This is a genomic window from Vibrio intestinalis (genome assembly GCF_025195085.2).
Taxonomy (GTDB): domain Bacteria; phylum Pseudomonadota; class Gammaproteobacteria; order Enterobacterales; family Vibrionaceae; genus Vibrio; species Vibrio intestinalis.
The window spans coordinates 79,246-98,655 of the sequence record NZ_JANAVY020000007.1 but is presented as its reverse complement, the minus strand read 5'-3'; the positions used below and the strand labels follow the sequence as shown (position 1 = coordinate 98,655).

Below are 19,410 nucleotides of genomic sequence, written 5' to 3'. Positions count from 1 at the left end.
TTAACGTCACGACACTCAGAAATACTCGTCTAAAACCTAAGACACTCCTGAGTGATTGGCTTAAATACGTGTCACCTCAACAAGCTTGAATTGAAACTCACCTCAAAATTATTGATAATACGAACCATTATCAACCAAGCCCAAGCGATTATGTTTGATACATTAAGCCAAGGAACGCACGGTGCAAGCATGTTGACTGCGCAGCACGGTTCGCAAACCGCCACCACAATTCTTCTTGTTGAAGATGATCCTGCATTGAACCACCAACTTTCTTCACTCCTATGCAGTCAACACTATCATGTCACCAGTTTGGACTGTGGTGAAAAAGCACTCAGTGTTTTAAGTCATCACCGCTTTGACTTGGTGCTCTTAGACATCAACCTGCCTAATGTCGACGGATTTGAGATCCTCAATGCCGTGCGTACGCAATCTAAAACGCCTGTTATCATGCTGACCGCCTATGGCGCAGAGGAACATCGCATTAAAGGGTTACGCTATGGCGCTGACGACTACATAAGCAAACCTTGCAACTTTGAAGAAGTCAGTTTGAGAATCGAAGCAGTGCTGCGCCGAACTCAGGCAGTCAACCACTTGTCCTCTTCATCTCGACACTTGTCCCATCACGAAATCGTACTAGACCGACAACAACACACGGTTACCGTTCGCAGCGATGAAGGCGAGCAAGATGTCGTGTTGACGCCAATTCAGTTTAAGTTGCTATGGACCTTGGTACAAAATTCAGGCCAAGTGCAGAGCAAACCTTATCTCTATCAAGCGGTTTTAGAGCGTGACTTTAGCCCATACGACCGCGCATTAGATATGCACCTTAGCCGAATACGCAAAACACTCACCAATTTAGGGATGAGCCAAGACAGAATCAAAACCGTGCACGGTAAGGGATACCTAGTAAAATGAAAAAGCATCTTTTCTGGCGATTGTTTGTTGTCCTGTCTTTGGGTGGTGTGGGCTTTTTCTCTTTGCTGCACAGTGCGGCAATTCTCTCAGACGAGAAGATGAGTTTTATCGCAGAAGAGCATCGGCAAGAGATCCTTAATTGGGGCGCACAAGCACAATCTTTATTTAATCAAGGAGATCTACAAGCGCTTGAAACCTGGCTCAAACAACTTTCGGAGCGAGAAAACACATGGGCGACGGTGGTAAAAACCCAAGTGAATGTGCTCGCCGGCGATGATTTGAATGAACGTTTTTGGGCTGGGTATGGCCTAGGTAGGAGTGTAGAGTGGAAAATCCACCTCTACTTTGCAGAAAACCCCATTATGGAGGTCGCATTTACCCAACCTAACCATCATTTCTTAATCATTCTTCCACAGCGAATGCGCCCAGGTACTTACATGTCCTATGCATTTTGGCTGTTTAGATTTGTTATTCCGTTTATTACATTGCTCTCTCTCACCATTTATATCTATCGGCATGTAATGCGCCCAATAAAATATCTGCACAGAGCAACTAAAGAATTTAGCCAAGGTAACTATCAAACTCGTGTCGGGCATCAAATTCATTTAGGCGAAGATGAGTTGAGCCAAGTCGCGCGCACATTTGACGCTATGGCGGAGCGAACCTCAACCGTAATTGATCACAACCGAAACTTAATCGCCGAAATGTCCCATGAAATCCGCACGCCACTAGCAAGAGTCGAAATGGCGGCCGATTGTGTAGAAAAACACATCGACACTGAAACCATGCTTGAGAGGATTCGTAAAGAAGTCACCACCATGCGACAAATGGCAGAAGACACATTGACATTAGCCTGGCTCGAAAATGAACAACCCAACTTATGCAAAGAGTCATTTGACCTTACTGAGCTACTAGAAAGTATTATCGAAGATGCCCGTTTCGAGTACCCAGACCGAGCAATCTCTTATCACTTACCACCGACGCTCCCCTTACAGCACTCTAATCAAAGAGCGTTAGCGCAAGCGCTGGAGAACATTATTCGTAACGGCTTAAGATATACCCCTGCCGGAGATATATTGCTTATTCAAATTACAGAGAAACAAGGCGCAATTGAACTCACCATTTCTGATACAGGCCCCGGTATTGATCCGCAGTTAACCACCACTATATTCAGGCCATTCTTTAAAACCGGTAAGCAAAAAGGGTCGCGCAAAGGTTTTGGTGTGGGCCTTGCGCTCGCCAAGCGTCATATTGAAGCAGTCAACGGTACTGTTTTAGCTCAAAACCGATCCAATCACGGCTTAGACATGGTGATTACCTTACCCGTTTAAACTGATCAGCTAATTCTACATTTCAACAGCGCCATACCATTACCGCTAGTAATGATGGCGCTACCGATGTATTAAAATGTGCTTAATTCCTATAGAACGGCTTAGAATAACGTTAAGTTCGAGTGCTATATCGATTGCCACATCTATGTCCTTTGTCACTGATATGTAACAGTTGTAAAGTTCGTTTACTCAAATTATCTAAACCGACAGAATCCACTTGATAATTATTCTCATTAATTTCAAGCGGAGGTTACGGTAAAATGGATACCGTATTTAAAATCAGCCCACTAGCACTGGCCGTATGTGCTATTTCAACCCCAACACTAGCAGAACAACAACCGGAAGTTGTCGAAATTGTTGGACAAAAAATGGCAGGCATTGATGCAGTCATTAGCTCAGATGATTTGGACAAACATCAAGCCAGCGATCTACAAGATGTCTTTCGTAAAACACCTGAAGTGACTGTCGGTGGTTCTGCTGGCATCACACAAAAACTCTATGTGCGTGGCCTTGAAGATACCATGCTCAATGTTACCATTGACGGTGCGCAGCAAACCAGTAGCTTGTTCCACCACCAAGGTCGGATCTCCATCGAACCTGAACTCATTAAACAAGTGGAAGTAGCCGCGGGCGCGGGCCGAGCGACTAATGGCCCTGGAGCATTAGGTGGTGCAATTCAATTTAAAACCAAAGATGCCCACGACCTTCTGCATAACGGCAATCAATTCGGCGCTAAAGTAAAAGCCGGCTACTACTACAATACCAGTGGTTATAAAGGTTCTGTGAGCTTATTTGGCGAAGTGTCTGATGGTTTAGGCTTACTTGCTTCATATACTTATGTCGATCAAGAAAACTTGGAAGATGGCCGAGGCGAAGAGCAGCCCTACACCGCAGCTGAACAACAAGTTGGCCTAATTAAATTATCGGGCGACATCAATGAAAAACACTATATCTCTTTGGGTTACGATTTTCGTATCGACAATGGCACCCGCTTAAACAAGCCTCACTTTGTACCAAGCTTTAAGAATGAACCTCTTGAACAAGAAGCCGACCGAGAAACGCTAACCGCAAATTACGTGTTCAGCCATAGCGACTATATTAAGTTAGATGCAACACTCTACAACACCAAAAATCGAATTGCCCACCTAAATAACCCTCGTTTTGGTACTAGCGACGGCAATATCGAAACCTTCGGTGCCAAACTATTTAACACCGCGCAACTTGGTCAACACACATTAGTCATTGGTGTTGACTATATCGATGACCAATCCGAATTTTCGACTCAATGGGACGGAGATAAAACCGATTACGAAAAAGGCAAGATCTACGGTTTCTTCCTCCAGAACGATTGGCAAGTTAGCCAAGCATTGCTAATTACCGCGGGGGCCCGTTACGACTCTTACGAACTGACCGATAACATTAATCAAAACTTCGACTCATCAGGCTTTAGTCCAAATGTTGGCATTGATTACCAATTTGAAAATGGCCTATCTCTGTTTGCATCCTATGCAGAGGCATTTCGTGGACAAACGGCCAAAGAACTATTCTTGATTGATTACGCAAAGAACGACCCAGATCGTAAACCTGAAACTGCAAAGAATGCTGAAATTGGCGCGAAGTTCCAAGGCGATAATCTGTACGCAGGTGTGACGCTGTTCGACAGCGAAATTAAAGATGTGGTTGGCAAAGACGGTACGTTCACGAACATAGGTAAGTTTGAGAACCAAGGTATTACCGCATACATCGGCGCATACTATGGTGAGTTATCTGGTCAGTTGAGCTACAGCCAATCTCGCCCAGAGCTAAATGGTGACCCTCTCACTGACGGCCACATGAACTTGGGTACTTCTATTGGTGATACATGGGTACTGGATATCAACTACAGTGTAATGCAAGGATTGGAGTTTGGTTGGACAGGCACCTTTGTTGAACGCCTTGAAGATGTCTATGACGTTACTCAATACCCAGAAAAACCCGGTTACGGCGTGCATGACATTTACGCGCAATGGCAACCAGTGCCTAATGAAGAACTCTTGTTAACCCTCTCGGTTAAAAACCTGTTCGACAAATACTACTTTGACCACGGTACCTACATCGAGTACGTGGGTAGTCCCGTTGCACAAGGTTATGCGGCCGCAGGCCGTGACTTCCGATTCAATCTCAGTTACGCATTTTAGTAGGTAAGCCATGAAAACGATAAAAGGGATTTTAGTTGCGGCTTTAGTCGGATTCTCTGCCATGTCATTTGCTAAGCAAATCACGGTTGAGCACCCGCTTGGTAAAACGACTTTGGAGACTAAACCACAGCAGGTTATTGTACTGGGTATGGATACGCTAGACGTTCTCAACAAACTTGATATAGAGCCTATTGGTGTGGTCAAAGCCCCGATGCCTGACTATTTGAGTCAATACCAAGCGGATGAGTACGCGGCTGTTGGGTCATTGCACGAGCCGAACTTTGAAGCCATTTTTACGCTAAAACCGGATTTGATTATCGCCAGTAATCGTAGTTCGGAATCGATAGATGAGCTAAGTAAAATCGCACCTACCGTTGTGTTTATGGTCAATGCCCAAAACTATTGGCCATCGACGCAGGCAGCATGGCGCATGATTGGCAAAATCTTTGAACGTGAAGCGGATATAGAGAAGATCATTAGCCAAACCCAAGCCGATATCGAACTCGTCAATGCAAGGGCCAAAAGCCGAGACGCGCATGCACTGATGGTCATGACCAACGGCGGTAATGTTGCTACTTTTGGTGCAGGCTCTCGCTATAGCGCAATCTTTGATATCTTCGGTTTCAAAGAGTCAATCGCTAACGACAAAAACCTCAGCCATGGTGATTTAGTCAGCTTTGAATACATCGCGCAGGCAAATCCTGACTACTTATTGGTAATGGATCGTGACCGAGCTATCGGTAAGGAATCTGGCGAAGCGCGGAAAACGTTTTATAACGCGCTGATTAACCAGACTAATGCGGCAAAGAATGATCGAATTATCCACCTCAATCCGCAAGCTTGGTATATCTCAGCCAGTGGTATTACCGCCACGCAGATTATGATTGAAGACATGAATTCTGTACTGAAATAGTCCCTTAAAGCCGCAATGAATCGCATTGCGGCTTTCTTACCTAACTGTGCGATCCATTTCTCATTTAATAGCGTACCACTGACATTTCATCCAAACCTAAAATCGTATCTAATCAATTATCTATACCCTAACCTTCTTGGTAATACAGCTTGATCGATCTAACCTCAACCCGTGTTCAAAACGGGGTGCTATTCGCAACAAACAGCATCACGGCACTCGCTTTTGCATTCGTGTTACCTGTAATGAGCCTTTTCCTAGTCGTGAGACTGAATGCTGAACCAGCCTATTTAGGTATTTACACCACTGTCAGCTCTTTTATGACAGTCATCGTCAGTCAAAAGCTGACAGGATTAGTTGACCGAGGCGTTTCGAGCAAAAAGCTATTTATGTTTTCGCTGAGTGCCATCGCAGTCGCCGCTGTGTGCTTTTCTCTTGCGAGTGAGTTTTGGCATGCAATTGTCATTGCTTGCTTAGTTATGCCATTTGCCTCATCTTCAATTCCGTTAATTCTGACCATCATCAGAAACTACGCCGATAACAGCGGGCAAGATAGTACCAAGCTTAATTCTCAAATGCGTTCTTCAGTTTCTCTTTTATGGATAGTAGGCCCACCACTGGCCTTTTTGTCTGTCGAGCATCTTGGCTTTACCACCAACTATTACTTAGCTACCTTCTTAGCTCTGTTAGTATTTTGCTTCGTCGGATTGCTATTTAAAGCGCCGCAGCCGATTGCAAAACCTATACGTGAGCAAAGCAGCAATACCTTACCGACTAAAATATGGTTACTTGCTGGCATCGTGCTACTGGCAAACATTGGTAATAGCACTTACATCAACGCTATGCCTTTGCTGATTACCCAAGAGCTTGGAATGCCAACTTCATACCCTGGTTACCTGCTTGGCCTAACGGCAGCAGTGGAGATCCCAATTATGTTGCTTTCAGTAAACTGGGCCAGACGCTGGGGAAAAGAGAGTGTTCTTAGAGTGGGCTTTATCTCAGCCGCGTTTTTTTACATTGCCATGTATTACTGCGATAGCATGCCAAGTTTCCTGGCCCTGCAACTATTTAATGGTGTCTACTTCGGTATTTTTGTCGGGCTTGGTGTGACCATCATGCAAGACTATGCGCCCAACAATATTGGTAAAGCCTCGGCCATTTACACCAACGCAATGCTAGTTGGAACCATGATAGGAACCAGCACTATGGGGGTTATTTCTCAATACCTTGGTTACCGTTCCACCCTACTTTTGAGCCTAGCGGCCATCACCTGCGCGTTAATCGCACTGACGATGTTCATCAAGGCCTACCAAGAGAGCACGCCTACAGTTCAAAAAGAAGCGCATTAGATCACTACTCGAGAACAATATTAATCACAAGTCTTAAAACATTAATGTTGGAATACGATTGGAATAAACTGGCTTGTATTTGGGAAGATGGGCGAAAGCTAGAATTAGCTGGAACAGAATAGAAATAAAAGTGAATGGGTAACAGGTGAACAAGGCAGTGTAAGTTCACCTGTTACGAGTTCTAAATACTTAGATTAGAACTTAAAGCCAACTACGAATTCAAATTCGTTGTTGTTTGAAGTTGACTGACCGTCCGAGCCGTCACCAGCATCTTTGTAGTCCCAGCTAACCACTTCATAAGCTACAGAAGCATGGAATGAAACGCCTTCAGAGATAGTTTGGCTGAAAGTAACCGATGGCTTGATGTGCGAGTATACTTTTGTCACATCAGTTTCAGGCGTGTGATACGCTTCAATGTAGTTCTCTATCTTAAACGTTAACTTTTCAGTTAATGGTAGAGTATACGTTAGGTAATCCTCAGTACCCACTTGGTAGTGGTATTCATCAATGGTTTCATCTGTATAGTAACCAAAGTTGTACCATGCCAAGCTCAGGTTCCAGTGTTCAGAAAGATCACCACTTAGGTAAAAGTTCGTTTCTACACCGCTCATTGCTTGAAGACTACTGTCTGAGTGCGTATTACCGCCTTGTGCCCATAGTTCGATACCAAATGAGAAATCATTATCAAACAAGGTTACGTCAGTACTAAAGAATGGCGCAATAATGTACTGGTCATAACGAGCGTCAATCTCACCATTATTCGCTTTGTAAACTGAATCGTAACGGTATAGGTAGTAAAGCGTTAGGTCAAAGCTGCCGAAGCTGCCTGCTGATTGAGCCAAACCAAATTGAGTATCCCAACCCTCTTGGTTTTCTGCGCCTGGATTTGAGATGAAGTCTTTATCGACATCGAAAAGAAAGTCAACGTTTTCACTTAAAGTGTAAGAACCCTTACCAAGGGTCCACTCAGTTTTCGTGTAACCGTCTCTGTGATCATTCACCTTCACTTCATGTGTTAGTGAGTTTAGACCTGTATCTGCGAATGCGCCTGTGCTTGCAATAGATGCGGCAGATGTCACTGCCAACGCTAGTAGTGTTTTTTTCATAATTATCTACAACCTTGTATTTACGGGGTCCGTCAATGGTCCCCTAATCCACTTAAATAGAAATTTCCTTGTTTTTGATATACTTATCGATACAAAAACTTATTTCGTTGCGTAGATTGCAGAATTATATTTTTTTTGTCAATTTCATTAGTTTTGCTAATGACAAATCAACTTAAACCTTATAAATCAAACAGATAGATTAGAATTGAAAGAAAAAATTATCTAAATGCGCAATTTTACAGCTGTTACCAAATATTAACAAAATTCATCAATGCAGCACATTTTCCTTAATGTTGATTATTTATTTGCAATTTAATTCACCAAACTCTGTAAAGAATCATTTTTGCAAAATTATATACCAGACAAACAAAACGCCATATTTATCAATAACAAGATGCCTAATGCGAGTCACGTCACATTTTTAGGTCGATATTTGGTTTTATTTAGAAAAATATAACGAATGATCACAGACAAATTTAATGAGATATAGATCGTAAAGCAGTCAATTCTGCTTAATAAATGAGCATTCACCATAATTAAACTCATCTAGTGATCTGTACAAGAAATAAACACGCATAATTATCCAATACCACCTTAACGTACGTGTAACATCACTTGGGTTTGGAACCATAAATACACAGTTTTCTGCTCAAAGCACAGTCAATTATGTTATTTGTCAGCTTTTGAAACTGACCAGATTGGTCAATCGGAGAACTTGAATGACTGGCCAAGTGAAAGATCTCTCCAGCTCGTTGGCTGAGATACGATATACTTGCTACTGAGCAATTGGAAAATAAAAATAGTAATGAAATTATCTAAGTTAATCGCACTACTCAGCGTCGTCATTTTTGCTGGCTGCGCGACTTACGCTGGACTCAATTATGACAGCATGTTTGGTCAAGCAGAGGTACAACACAGAAAAGCAGCAATTAACTCCGCCGAAAGCATTAAGTTTTTAGAGGAAGTAAAGCCTATCATCGATAACCGATGTGTGGTTTGCCATGCCTGCTACGATGCACCATGTCAGATCAAGATGAGCTCGGTCGAAGGCATTGATCGCGGTGCGAGTAAAGAGTTGGTCTATCAAGGCACACGGCTTACTGCCGCGACGCCAACTCGCCTATTTGAAGATGCGCAAACCACAGAGCAATGGCGCGACTTTGGGTTCCATCCTGTGCTGAATGAGCGCAACCAAACCCCGACAGCAAACGTAGAAGCGGGCTTGGTCGCACGGCTTTTGATGCAAAAAGAACAACATCCCCTACCTCAAGTTGACCAGCTAGAGGGTTTCGATTTTTCCGTCGATCGCGATCAGGTTTGCCCAACTATCGAAGAGCTAGATCAATACCAAGCAGATTATCCAACTTGGGGAATGCCTTATGGAATGCCCAATTTAAGCGAAAATGAATACAGTGTGCTGATGGATTGGCTAACGGCTGGCGCTAAGATGAATGCGCCGATTCCGTTGACGTTAGAACAGCAAGCCTTAATCAATCAATTTGAAGCCTTCTTGAACAGTGATAGCTTGAAGCATCAGTTATCTGCTCGATATATCTACGAGCATCTGTTTTTGTCACACCTCTATTTTGATGAGATTAATCAAGAGAGACCGCGTTTTTTCACCTTAGTGCGTTCTACGACTCCACCAGGAAAGGCAGTGGAGCGTATTACCACCCGTCGCCCGTATGATGACCCCAACACGCCACGCGTTTATTACCGCATCATCCCTGAGCAGGGCACTATCGTGGATAAAACCCACATGCCTTTCGCGCTCAACAACGCACGGTTAGAGCAATGGCAAGAATTGTTCATTAACAAAGAGTACCAAGTCACTCAATTACCGGGTTATGAACCAGAGATCGCGGCAAACCCGATGACTGTTTTTATCGATATTCCGGTAAAATCACGATTCAAGTTCATGTTAGAAAACTCACAAAACAGCATCATGGCTTTCATTAAAGGCCCTGTTTGCCGCGGTCAACTCGCTCTCAATGTCATCAATGATCGCTTTTGGGTATTCTTCCTAGACCCAGAAAAATCAGACATACCGGAAGTGAATGAGTTCTACCGCCAACAAGCGGAGAACTTAAAACTGCCAGGCGAGCTTGAGAGCAACACGTTACCTGTGACTAACTGGGTGAGTTATGCACGCCAGCAAGCAAAATATTTAGAAACTAAATCAGAGTTCATTAACCATTGGTTCAAAGATGGGAAACACTTAGACACCAACGTCATTTGGGATGGCAACGGCGAAAACGGTAATGCCGCTTTGACCGTATTCCGACATTTCGACAGTGCTTCCGTTGTGCAAGGGTTAGTAGGCCAACCACCAAAAACTGCATGGGTTATGGACTATGCCTTGCTCGAACGAATTCACTACCTATTAGTAGCAGGGTTTGATGTATATGGTAATTTTGGCCACCAGCTAATCACACGAATGTTTATGGATTTCTTACGTCTCGAAGGAGAAAGTAACTTTGTCACCCTTCTACCAAGGGATATCAGACACGTAGAACAGTCCAGCTGGTACCAAGACCAAAGCTCACAATTGAGTGATTTTTTACAGCGCAACGTAAAACCGTTCGATCAACCAACGCAAGTGCCTTACGTTACAGACAATCCAAAAGCAGAACTATTCGATATTTTGCAAACCAAATTGTCTCCCGTTTTAAACGAACGCTACCAAATCACCAATACTGGCTTTAAACCTAGTAATGAACAACGATTGCAGCAGATAGATCTCATTCAGGGTGAAGGCTTAAAAGTTGTTCCTCAGATCATGATGTTACTTATCGAAAGTGAAAGCGGTAACGACGAACTGTTCACCCTGTTGCATAATAATGCCCATACGAATATCTCAAGCTTATTCGATGAAGAGAGTAATCGTGACTATCAAAAAGACGACCTCACCCTTGTTCGCGGAGTGATCGGAAGCTATCCGGCTGCGTATTTATCACTCAAAGAAAATCAAATTCCGCAGCTGGTCGACATGCTCACAAATATAGAAACCGAGGCAGACTACGTTAAGTTGTTGGACGCGTTTGCAATTCGTCGTAGTCACCCAGAATTTTGGGCATTCAGCGATAAAGTACATGCTTGGTACCAACGCAATCAGCCTATCGAATTTGGTTTACTTGACTACAATAGATTTGAGAATAGGTAAAACCGTTAACCTTCTCAGGGAGGTGGATATGAACAGCCAAGACCGAATGAAATCGATAGAACAACAAATTTACGTGGCGTGCTCTGAAGGAGATTACGACACAGTAAACATGCTTGAACATCAACTTGAGATGCTGCGCAGCAAAGCAGAGCATCCATTCGATGACGACCCTTATGCGCCAGAGGGAAAGATATTCCCTGATGATGAGTGGTGACCTCCACTCTCAATAGTTTAACCAGAAAGCCCCTAATTGGGGCTTTTTTATTTTGCTTTATACGCATCCTTTTCAATGGCATGCTTTTTCATTCTTAGATAAAGCTTCTTGCGTGGGACTTGTAAATAGTTCGCCGCTTCTGACACTTTACCCGAGTGCAGATATAACGCGTCTTCGATTAACTGACGCTCGTAATCCTCAACCAACTCATCCAATGGTGAGTTCATCGATTCTTGGCTATACAAGCGCTCTTTGCCCGTGAGTTTGACGATACCTATCGCATAGAGCTCCGCAACATTTCGTAGTTCACGGATATTACCCTGCCACTCATGGGCACGCAGAATAGACAAATAATGAGCATCAACTTTTGGTAAAGGCTTGGCTAACTTGCGGCAGCTCTGTTTTAAAAAATAGTGAAATAATGATGCGATATCATCAGGTCGTTGTCTTAACGGTGGCACTTTAATTGAACCCTGATTAATCAGATAGAATAATTCTGGTACCAATTTCTGCTGAGCGACTAGCCCCTCAGGCTCACTATTAAACAGTGAGATAAGTGAGATATGTCGATCACTTACCCTTTCAACAACCAGCAGCTTCTGCACCAGTTGCCTTTGTTGCTGCTCCGATAGGAACTCTAGGCCACTGATGATGACACTCCCACTGAATGAAAGCTCTAATCCCCCAATCAAAACATCAAAGTCATCGCCGAGTTCAAAACGGCACTCGATATGTTCTCGAGTTGGTGATTTCATATCAACGATTAACTGCGCAATACTATGTCGCCCACTACCGGCCTCGCCATAAATCACAACGTGAGAGTCTAGCAATGCATATTGGGCGACATGCTGTCTAATCAATTCTATTTGGGCAGAATTACCCACCAGCGTCTTATCAATCTTTTGATGTATATTCTGCTTTTGCTCAATAAAAGCGCGGCGGTGATCTAAATGCTGCTTTACCAATTCAAGCAACTCGGCAGGGTTTATCGGCTTTTCGACAAATTCACATGCTCCCATTTTTACCGCATCCACCGCCATTGGAATATCACCGTGACCAGTAATAACAATAACCGGAATATGTGGGTCAAAACGCTTTATTTGCTCTAGCAACTCGATGCCATGCATTTGAGGCATGTACATATCCAGTAAAATAACCCCAGGCCAATCGACACTAATCTGCCTCATTGCTTGGGTTGGATCATCTATACATTTTGCCATCAAACCTGATATCGACATCAAGTGAGCGTAAGAATCTAAAACGTCTCTGTCATCATCGATAACGAGTACTGAAAAATGGGTGTTATTCACAAGGCAACTCCATTACAACCATTGCGCCTTTATTTAAGTTAGAGGCTAGAAATATCTGTCCTTCATTTGCTTCAATTAATGACTGACATATGTTCAAACCCAGCCCCAAACCAACTTCTTTTGTGGTGGTAAATGGCGAGAACAACTTGTCAATGATGGCGGCATCAAAACCGTTGCCAGTATCCTCAATCGCAAGTCTATGAAAACCTGTGTTTTTGCCAAGATACTTGACCGCGACACTTTTTGACTCATTACCACTTTCCACCACAGCATCACAGCCGTTGACCATCAAATTAATAAATACCTGCTCTAAACTGACATCGTTGGTTAGTACCCTCGCATCGTCGGGTATCGAACTATCGATATTAACTTGTTGTCGCTTACATTTTGTCGAAACCAAAATCGTTGCTTGCTCTACAATTTCAGCCAGAGAATATGATTGCTTGCTTTGCTGAGCATCATTTTTTCGAGCGAAATGACGTAAGTTCTTAATGACTTTACTCATCCTCGCAACTAAGCCATCAATATGACTTATCGAACTTTTTGTGTTGTCAAAATCACCTTTTTCAGCAAACATGTTGGCGCTATAAACGTACGTCGACATGGCATTGAGTGGCTGATTTAGCTCATGAGCAAGGCTCGTCATTGTCTGCCCGACCACCGCCATCTTGGCTGCTTGAATTAAATCATTTTGAGTGTTTTTCAAATGCACTTCAGCGCGTTCACGCTCTGCGATTTCATTGGTGAGTTGGTGATTTTTCTCCAACAGATCTTGCGTTTTATCCGCGACGATTTTCTCAAGCTCTAACGCAGTTAGCGTTTGCTGAGTGACATCTGTGATGGTCACAATCACCTTTTGTAAGTTAGCATGGCTAAACAGACGAAAATCAAAGTGTAAATAACGCTGCCCCGTTTCAGAGTCAAACCCCAATGTCACCGCATCTTTATCAAAGATGTTCAAACGACCATGATTAGCAAACACATGTTGGAGCTTGATTTGATTATCAGGTTTAAAGCTCGCCCATAGCGCTTGTTGCTGAGACAAAGTCTTTAACCCTAATAACTGGCGAGCATTTAGGTTCGCAGATTCAATATGACCTTGGCTGTCACAGGTCACCAAGCTTGCGGTGGTATTGTTAATCAAGCTGATCGCATTGGTACGCTGAATCTCGCGAACTTTATCGCCATACTCGATTAACTTCTCACTTAATCGACCGATTTCATCTTTGCCATCCGCTTTGATGGGATGGCTCAAATCATCATTTATGATTGCATCGATACTGGCGCTTAAATTAGTCAATCTGGCCACAATTCGACGGTTAATAAAGTAGTAGGTCAAAAATAAACTGGTCAGTATAGAGAGACTAAAACAGACAATAAGCACATGATTACCATAAGAAACCATCTGAGTCGTTTCGCTCTTTACGTCCCTAAATGCCTTATCTGCATTAACAATCAAATGCGCTATTTGCTGATGCACCGCTTCTAAACGGCGGTCAATATCATCATTGGTGTTTTGCATTTGTTGATTCAGTTTTACCTTTTCAAGTAGCTGCCGATGAAAGTCTCCTTGCAAGGCCAATAAGGCATTAAGCTCACTCACCAACTGCTGATATGCAATTGACGCGGGGTGATCGTAAATGGGTTTACTTAAGCTGTTGAGCTCATCTAATCGGTAGGCAACGACCTTTAAACCGTTATTGACCAGTTCTTTTTGTGAGGATTGAATAATCTCTGCCACCATGTCATAGATCTTACTTTCTAGATCCAGTACTCGCTGAATCGTGTTCAGCATAGCGAGCATTTCATGTGTGGTTTCACTCTCTCCACCACGCTCAATCTGCCAATGATACTCCTGACGCAATGGCTTAAGCTCTGTATCAATATCTTGATGTAACCAGCTTAATTGTTCTTCATAACGGTCAATGGTCCGCTGTTGATCGATACGTTGCGATACTTGAGCAGCAATCACATCTAAAGAGCGCCTTAAGTCGCTGTAAAATTGCTCTAGTACGCGCAGTTCATCAGCAGGATTCTCGTGAGAGCGGCGGCTTTGAGATAAAGTTTGGTCAATTTTATCAAGCTCAGACTTGAGTGCTTGTAAGTGATGGTCTAACTCAACTTTGTTATTCGAGCCCACCAACAAGTCAACTCTTCGACGTATCTCGCTACTGCGGCTTTCAAGCACATAACTCAAGTTGTATTTAGGTACGCTTGATTCAAGCAGGTTACTGACTTGGCCATCGAGCTGATTCCATGTCGTCCCCGCCACAACACAAACTATGGTGAGCATAAATGTACTGCAACCGAACGCGACAATGAGTTTTGTACCTATGGTATGACGTTGTTTAAGGCTCATAAATGAGCCTCTGCTTTAATGTTTTTTATTTCGTCTTCTATCAAAATTTGGGTCTGCATTAACTGGTTTTTTAATTTGTGGCTGAACTCGGCCATCAATACTTGTGTTTGATTATTCCCTTCGTCGTTTTTACTTTTAATTTGCGCAATACTTTTACCCAACATTTCTACATCGCGTTCATTTAACGGCAAGCTAAACAGCTTGAACTTCAAACTATTCAAGCGCTCCTGCGTTTTCACGTCTTTTAGCTTTTTCTCAAGAGTCAGTAACGAAAGCCACGTGTCTTTTAAGACAGGCAATCGTTGGGTAATGGCAATATCAAAAATCTGATTAACAATGCTTTCTCGGATCATGACTTGTTTAAGATCTAACACTGGATTTTGTTCTGAGAACAAACGACTGTCAGCAATAGCATGCTTTGCCATACTGCTGGTTACCAAACGAGACTGAACATGGTCAGATTGCAACATTTGGATAAATTTCTGAGCATACTGATCGGGATACTTTCCTTTAATCTCAGCCATATACGTAGGCATCAGGGTTAAGTCTCGGTCATAAGTAAAACTAAGATGATCAAAGCCTTGCTTCAGCAATAGCGCGTAACTATCAATCGTTGGCCCAACTCCAAATTGGCCTTTCGCCACATAATCACTGACACCAAAACTTCGGGCAGAAATCGTCCCCAAGTTGGCACCAGTATTAAGAATAATTTGCCACCCCTTTTCCCAACCATACTGAGTAAGCATGCTTTCTATCATCATCTGAGTCGTGCCTGAACGGCTTGGCGTACTCATCGTAATGTGGCCGAAATAGATTGGGTCTGTAAGTTCAACAAAGGTTTTCGGTATTGGAAGTTTATTGGCATTTAAATAATCTTGGTTCCATACAATGCCAGCGCCGGAATACCCAAGCACTGCAACTTTGTCATTGGGAGGTAAAACAAAAGACGTTAGCCAATCCGGTGTTGGCGTTGCAGCATTTAATACTTTCAACCGGCCATGATTCGACAACTCTTGCATCAGAAATGGGGATGAAGTCAGAACCAAATCGATATCTTGGATATAACTACGGTTAAGTAATTGAATAGACGATTGAGTACGACGATGGATCAATCGCACCTCTACTTGTGGATATTGTTTGCCAAATTCCTCAATTAACGCGCCGAGCGGTTCCCGCGAAAACGTTGTCAATATGACCAGTTCATTGTCTTTTGCTTGAATAACCGCAGGGAAAAGCACCGTGGCTATCGCTAGAATCGCACTAGCAAACTGTTTAACTGCCCTGTTTTCCACTTCACAAAAACCTTTAATAATGTGCGCCAATTCAAAACTCCTTTATAAAGCAACAAATTCATTGTTGCTCTACTTGAGTCACTCCTGACGCATCCTTTTAACGACTGATGGCAATTTTATCAGCAACTCCAATTTCTAGAATGACAAAATACCCACTTTTGACTCGGCCAACTGATTAATTTGAGTCAGTTATGCCCCAAAACAGCCATTTTGAGCAATTAAAAGAAAATCATGAAGATGCCTCCGTGAAAACACATTCCAACATTTGATAGAACACGGAGAGCTTTATGTTCAACTTCTTCAAAACCCGTCCTGATGCGCCATTATCAGACGGTTCAAAACAAGAGATGCAATCTCGCTTTAAACGCTACCAATGGCAAGTCTTCTTAGGTTTGGTATTTGGTTACGCGGTATTCTACGTAGTACGCATGAGTTTAGGTGTGGTTAAAAAGCCTATGCTTGATGCAGGAATCGTAACCATTGAAGAACTCGGCCTAATGGGTTCTGCGTTTTTCTTCACTTACGCTATTGGTAAGTTCTCGAACGGCTTCCTTTCTGACTATGCCAACATCGGCCGATTTATGTCGTTCTCTCTAGTACTTTCAGGTGTTACTGCAATTGCTATGGGTCTTAACACCGCCGGCCTATTCTTCGTATTGCTATGGGGCTTAAACGGTTGGTTCCAATCTGTTGGCTCTGCACCTTCTTGTGTGTCACTGTTCCAATGGTTCTCGCCTAAGCAACGTGGTAGCCGTTACTCTATCTGGGGTGGTTCGCGTAACATCGGCGAAGGTATCACATGGATTCTAACTGCAACTCTAGTGAGCTACCTTGGCTGGCGTGCTGGCTTTATTGGTGCTGGCATTGCGGCGATTGCTGCTGCGCTATGCATGTTCTTCGCACTAAAAGACCGCCCACAAACTTATGGTCTACCAGATGCTGCAACAGCATTTGATGAAGAGCCAGAAATGAAAAAAAGCAACGACCCGAAAGAAACTCGTCGTGCACAGCTATTCATTCTAAAACAACCAGCAGTATGGCTAATCGCAGCAGCGTGTGCGGCAATGTACGTATCTCGTTATGCCATGTCTTCTTGGGCAGTTCTGTACCTACAAGAAGCGAAAGGCTACTCACTGATTGATGCTGGTTTCGCTATGTCTACTTACCCTATCGCGGGTCTAGCAGGCGCTATCTTGTCAGGCATTATTTCAGACAAACTGTTCAAATCGAACCGCCACATTCCTACTCTCATGTACGGCATTGCAAACGTTGCAGGTATGTGTCTGATGTTCTTTGGCCCAGATAATCGCATGGTAGATGCTATTGCTCTTGGTCTTATCGGCTTCGCTATCGGTGGTCTAGTAGTATTCCTTGCAGGCCTAACCGCTTGTGACCTAATGCCTAAAAATGCTGTAGGTGCAGTAAAAGGCTTCATCGGCCTATTCTCTTACATCGCAGCATCAGCTCAAGAAGTAATCTCGGCGTCACTTATCACGATTACTGAAGTAGATGGCGTAAAAACGTACGACTTCAGCCAAGCGCAATACTTCTGGCTGGCCGCAGCAGTGGTCTCTCTATTCCTAGCGTTGACCGTATGGAACGCGAAGAAAGTCGTTGATGTTCAACCAGAAGAAAAAGAGCTGGAAGTAAACCCTAGCCACTAATCCATAACTCGCTGCTCACCCAGCGGCTCAGTAAGGGCGTCTTTGCGGCGCTCTTACCTGAGCATCCCCTTAACAATATAACGAAGCCCATTTTAATCACCCTTTTTGTCGTTATAGGTGCAAATATGTGTAAAACAAAAATCGTAGCAACGCTTGGCCCAGCATGCTCATCACGAGAAACGCTGACTAAATTAATCAAAGCGGGCGTAAACGTTGTTCGCTTAAACTTCTCCCATGGTACCGCTGACGAACATGTTGAGCGTGCCGCTCATATCCGTTCAATTGCGTCAGAGCTGGATACGACAGTCGCAATATTGGCCGACTTACAAGGCCCTAAAATTCGTATTTCTTGCTTCAAACATGGTCCGATTCAGCTTACAAAAGGGGATGAATTCTATTTAGATGGCCTGCTTGGTAACAGCGCAGGTAACCTGCACCGTGTTGGCTTGGACTACCCAGAGCTTATCGCTGATCTAAACATCGACGATGTTTTGCTACTTGATGATGGCCGCGTTCAACTGAAAGTGCTTGAGGTCAATGAAGCGGAACAATGGGTTCGTACCGAAGCACTGAACAATGGCAAACTCTCTGACCGTAAAGGTATCAATCTTCTCGGTGGCGGCCTATCTGCGCCGGCACTGACCGCAAAAGATAAAAAAGATATCGTCACTGCGGCTCAAATTAAAGCCGATTTCATTGCGGTTTCATTCCCGCGTAACGGGGAAGACCTGGATTACGCACGCCACCTCGCAGAACAAGCAGGTAGTGATGCTCACATCGTCGCGAAAGTAGAACGTGCCGAAGTGGTTGCGAACCAGCAGGCAATGGATGAGGTGATTCAAGCATCAGATGTCATCATGGTCGCTCGTGGCGATTTAGGTGTAGAGATCGGCGATGCGCGACTGGCCTTCACACAGAAAAAGCTGATTGAGCGCGCTAAACATCATGGCAAACCTGTCATCACCGCCACACAAATGATGGAATCTATGATCGATAATCCATTGCCAACCCGTGCTGAAGTGATGGATGTCGCCAACGCGATTATCGATGGTACAGACGCAATCATGCTCTCTGCGGAATCAGCAGCAGGCGCCTTCCCTGTCGAATCTGTCGAGGCGATGGTGCGCATTGCAAAAGGTGCGGAAGCAGAAATTGAATGCCAGCACAACTGCTGGGAAGAATTAAGCCATCTATGTTCAGAGCCCGGCAAAAGCTTTGCCCTATCTTCTATGATTTCAGCTTCTCGCGTACACGAAGACTTAGGTGTAGCAATTTTAACTCAGCATGGCGAAACCCCACGACTAATGTCTCGCTGCCAAAGTAAAGCGGCTATCTGGGCACTGAGTGACGATTCTCGCCTATTGGCAAAAATGGCCATTCTACGTGGTGTGACCCCTATTTTCTTTAGCCATAAAGATCAGTCAAACGTAGAGCTACCAACTTTAATTGCAGAGCATTTGAAAACCCGAACCTCTGCATTGCCGATTAGCTCTTTGCTGATCACTCAATTGGAATCGGTAGAAGGCAGTGGTGATGTAAATGTCTGCCGATTGCTTAAACTGAGTGATTCAGCAAAGACATCTAAGCCAGAAGTGGCTGCATAGGTCACTATGTACTTGT

At 43.8% G+C, this 19,410-nt stretch carries 12 protein-coding genes and 1 pseudogene; 9 read left to right on the top strand and 4 right to left on the bottom strand.

Features of this window, described 5'->3' with window-relative positions:
* Nucleotides 1-189: 189 nt before the first annotated feature.
* The 5 genes from MU515_RS11860 to MU515_RS11840 all read left to right on the top strand — a co-directional run bounded on the left by MU515_RS11860 (nucleotide 190) and on the right by MU515_RS11840 (nucleotide 6,682).
* Nucleotides 190-915 (top strand): response regulator transcription factor, encoded by a 726-nt coding sequence (locus MU515_RS11860; RefSeq protein WP_349775446.1) that lies wholly within the window; start codon nucleotides 190-192, stop codon nucleotides 913-915.
* A complete protein-coding gene (locus MU515_RS11855) occupies nucleotides 912-2,246 on the top strand; it encodes a sensor histidine kinase (protein WP_260260636.1) in 1,335 nt (444 codons plus the stop codon). The genes MU515_RS11860 and MU515_RS11855 overlap by 4 nt, the downstream gene beginning before the upstream one ends.
* A gap of 260 nt (nucleotides 2,247-2,506) precedes the next feature.
* Nucleotides 2,507-4,423, top strand: coding sequence for a TonB-dependent receptor domain-containing protein (locus tag MU515_RS11850; protein WP_260260635.1), 1,917 nt, complete (start codon nucleotides 2,507-2,509; stop codon nucleotides 4,421-4,423).
* 10 nt (nucleotides 4,424-4,433) lie between these two features.
* Nucleotides 4,434-5,336, top strand: coding sequence for a siderophore ABC transporter substrate-binding protein (locus tag MU515_RS11845; RefSeq protein ID WP_260260634.1), 903 nt, complete (start codon nucleotides 4,434-4,436; stop codon nucleotides 5,334-5,336).
* A gap of 149 nt (nucleotides 5,337-5,485) precedes the next feature.
* Nucleotides 5,486-6,682 carry a sugar efflux transporter gene (locus MU515_RS11840; RefSeq protein ID WP_260260633.1) on the top strand — a complete coding sequence of 399 codons (1,197 nt, stop codon included), beginning with the start codon at nucleotides 5,486-5,488 and terminating at the stop codon, nucleotides 6,680-6,682.
* Between the two features lie 194 nt (nucleotides 6,683-6,876).
* Here the strand turns inward: MU515_RS11840 and MU515_RS11835 are convergent, their stop codons facing one another.
* Nucleotides 6,877-7,788 carry a hypothetical protein gene (locus MU515_RS11835; RefSeq protein ID WP_260260632.1) on the bottom strand — a complete coding sequence of 304 codons (912 nt, stop codon included), beginning with the start codon at nucleotides 7,786-7,788 and terminating at the stop codon, nucleotides 6,877-6,879.
* An 805-nt stretch (nucleotides 7,789-8,593) separates the two neighbouring features.
* On the opposite strand from MU515_RS11835, the gene MU515_RS11830 reads away from it, so the two are divergent.
* Both MU515_RS11830 and MU515_RS11825 read left to right on the top strand, forming a co-directional pair.
* Entirely contained in the window at nucleotides 8,594-10,951 is a 2,358-nt protein-coding gene (locus MU515_RS11830) for a fatty acid cis/trans isomerase (RefSeq protein ID WP_260260631.1), read from the top strand.
* 28 nt (nucleotides 10,952-10,979) lie between these two features.
* Nucleotides 10,980-11,165 carry a hypothetical protein gene (locus MU515_RS11825; protein WP_260260630.1) on the top strand — a complete coding sequence of 62 codons (186 nt, stop codon included), beginning with the start codon at nucleotides 10,980-10,982 and terminating at the stop codon, nucleotides 11,163-11,165.
* Between the two features lie 47 nt (nucleotides 11,166-11,212).
* Here the strand turns inward: MU515_RS11825 and MU515_RS11820 are convergent, their stop codons facing one another.
* The 3 genes from MU515_RS11820 to MU515_RS11810 are packed head-to-tail and all read right to left on the bottom strand — an operon-like array spanning nucleotide 11,213 to nucleotide 16,156.
* Nucleotides 11,213-12,475, bottom strand: coding sequence for a sigma-54-dependent transcriptional regulator (locus tag MU515_RS11820; protein WP_260260629.1), 1,263 nt, complete (start codon nucleotides 12,473-12,475; stop codon nucleotides 11,213-11,215).
* Complete coding sequence (locus tag MU515_RS11815; RefSeq protein WP_260260628.1) at nucleotides 12,468-14,834, bottom strand: ATP-binding protein; 2,367 nt, start codon at nucleotides 14,832-14,834, stop codon at nucleotides 12,468-12,470. Before MU515_RS11815 ends, MU515_RS11820 begins: the two co-directional genes overlap by 8 nt.
* Nucleotides 14,831-16,156 carry an ABC transporter substrate-binding protein gene (locus tag MU515_RS11810; RefSeq protein ID WP_260260627.1) on the bottom strand — a complete coding sequence of 442 codons (1,326 nt, stop codon included), beginning with the start codon at nucleotides 16,154-16,156 and terminating at the stop codon, nucleotides 14,831-14,833. Before MU515_RS11810 ends, MU515_RS11815 begins: the two co-directional genes overlap by 4 nt.
* A 257-nt stretch (nucleotides 16,157-16,413) precedes the next feature.
* Between MU515_RS11810 and MU515_RS11805 the strand changes: the two genes are divergently transcribed.
* Entirely contained in the window at nucleotides 16,414-17,790 is a 1,377-nt protein-coding gene (locus MU515_RS11805; protein ID WP_260260626.1) for an MFS transporter, read from the top strand.
* Between the two features lie 125 nt (nucleotides 17,791-17,915).
* Nucleotides 17,916-19,292, top strand: a pseudogene (pyk, locus tag MU515_RS11800) (pyruvate kinase); the annotation flags it as partial.
* Nucleotides 19,293-19,410: the final 118 nt, after the last annotated feature.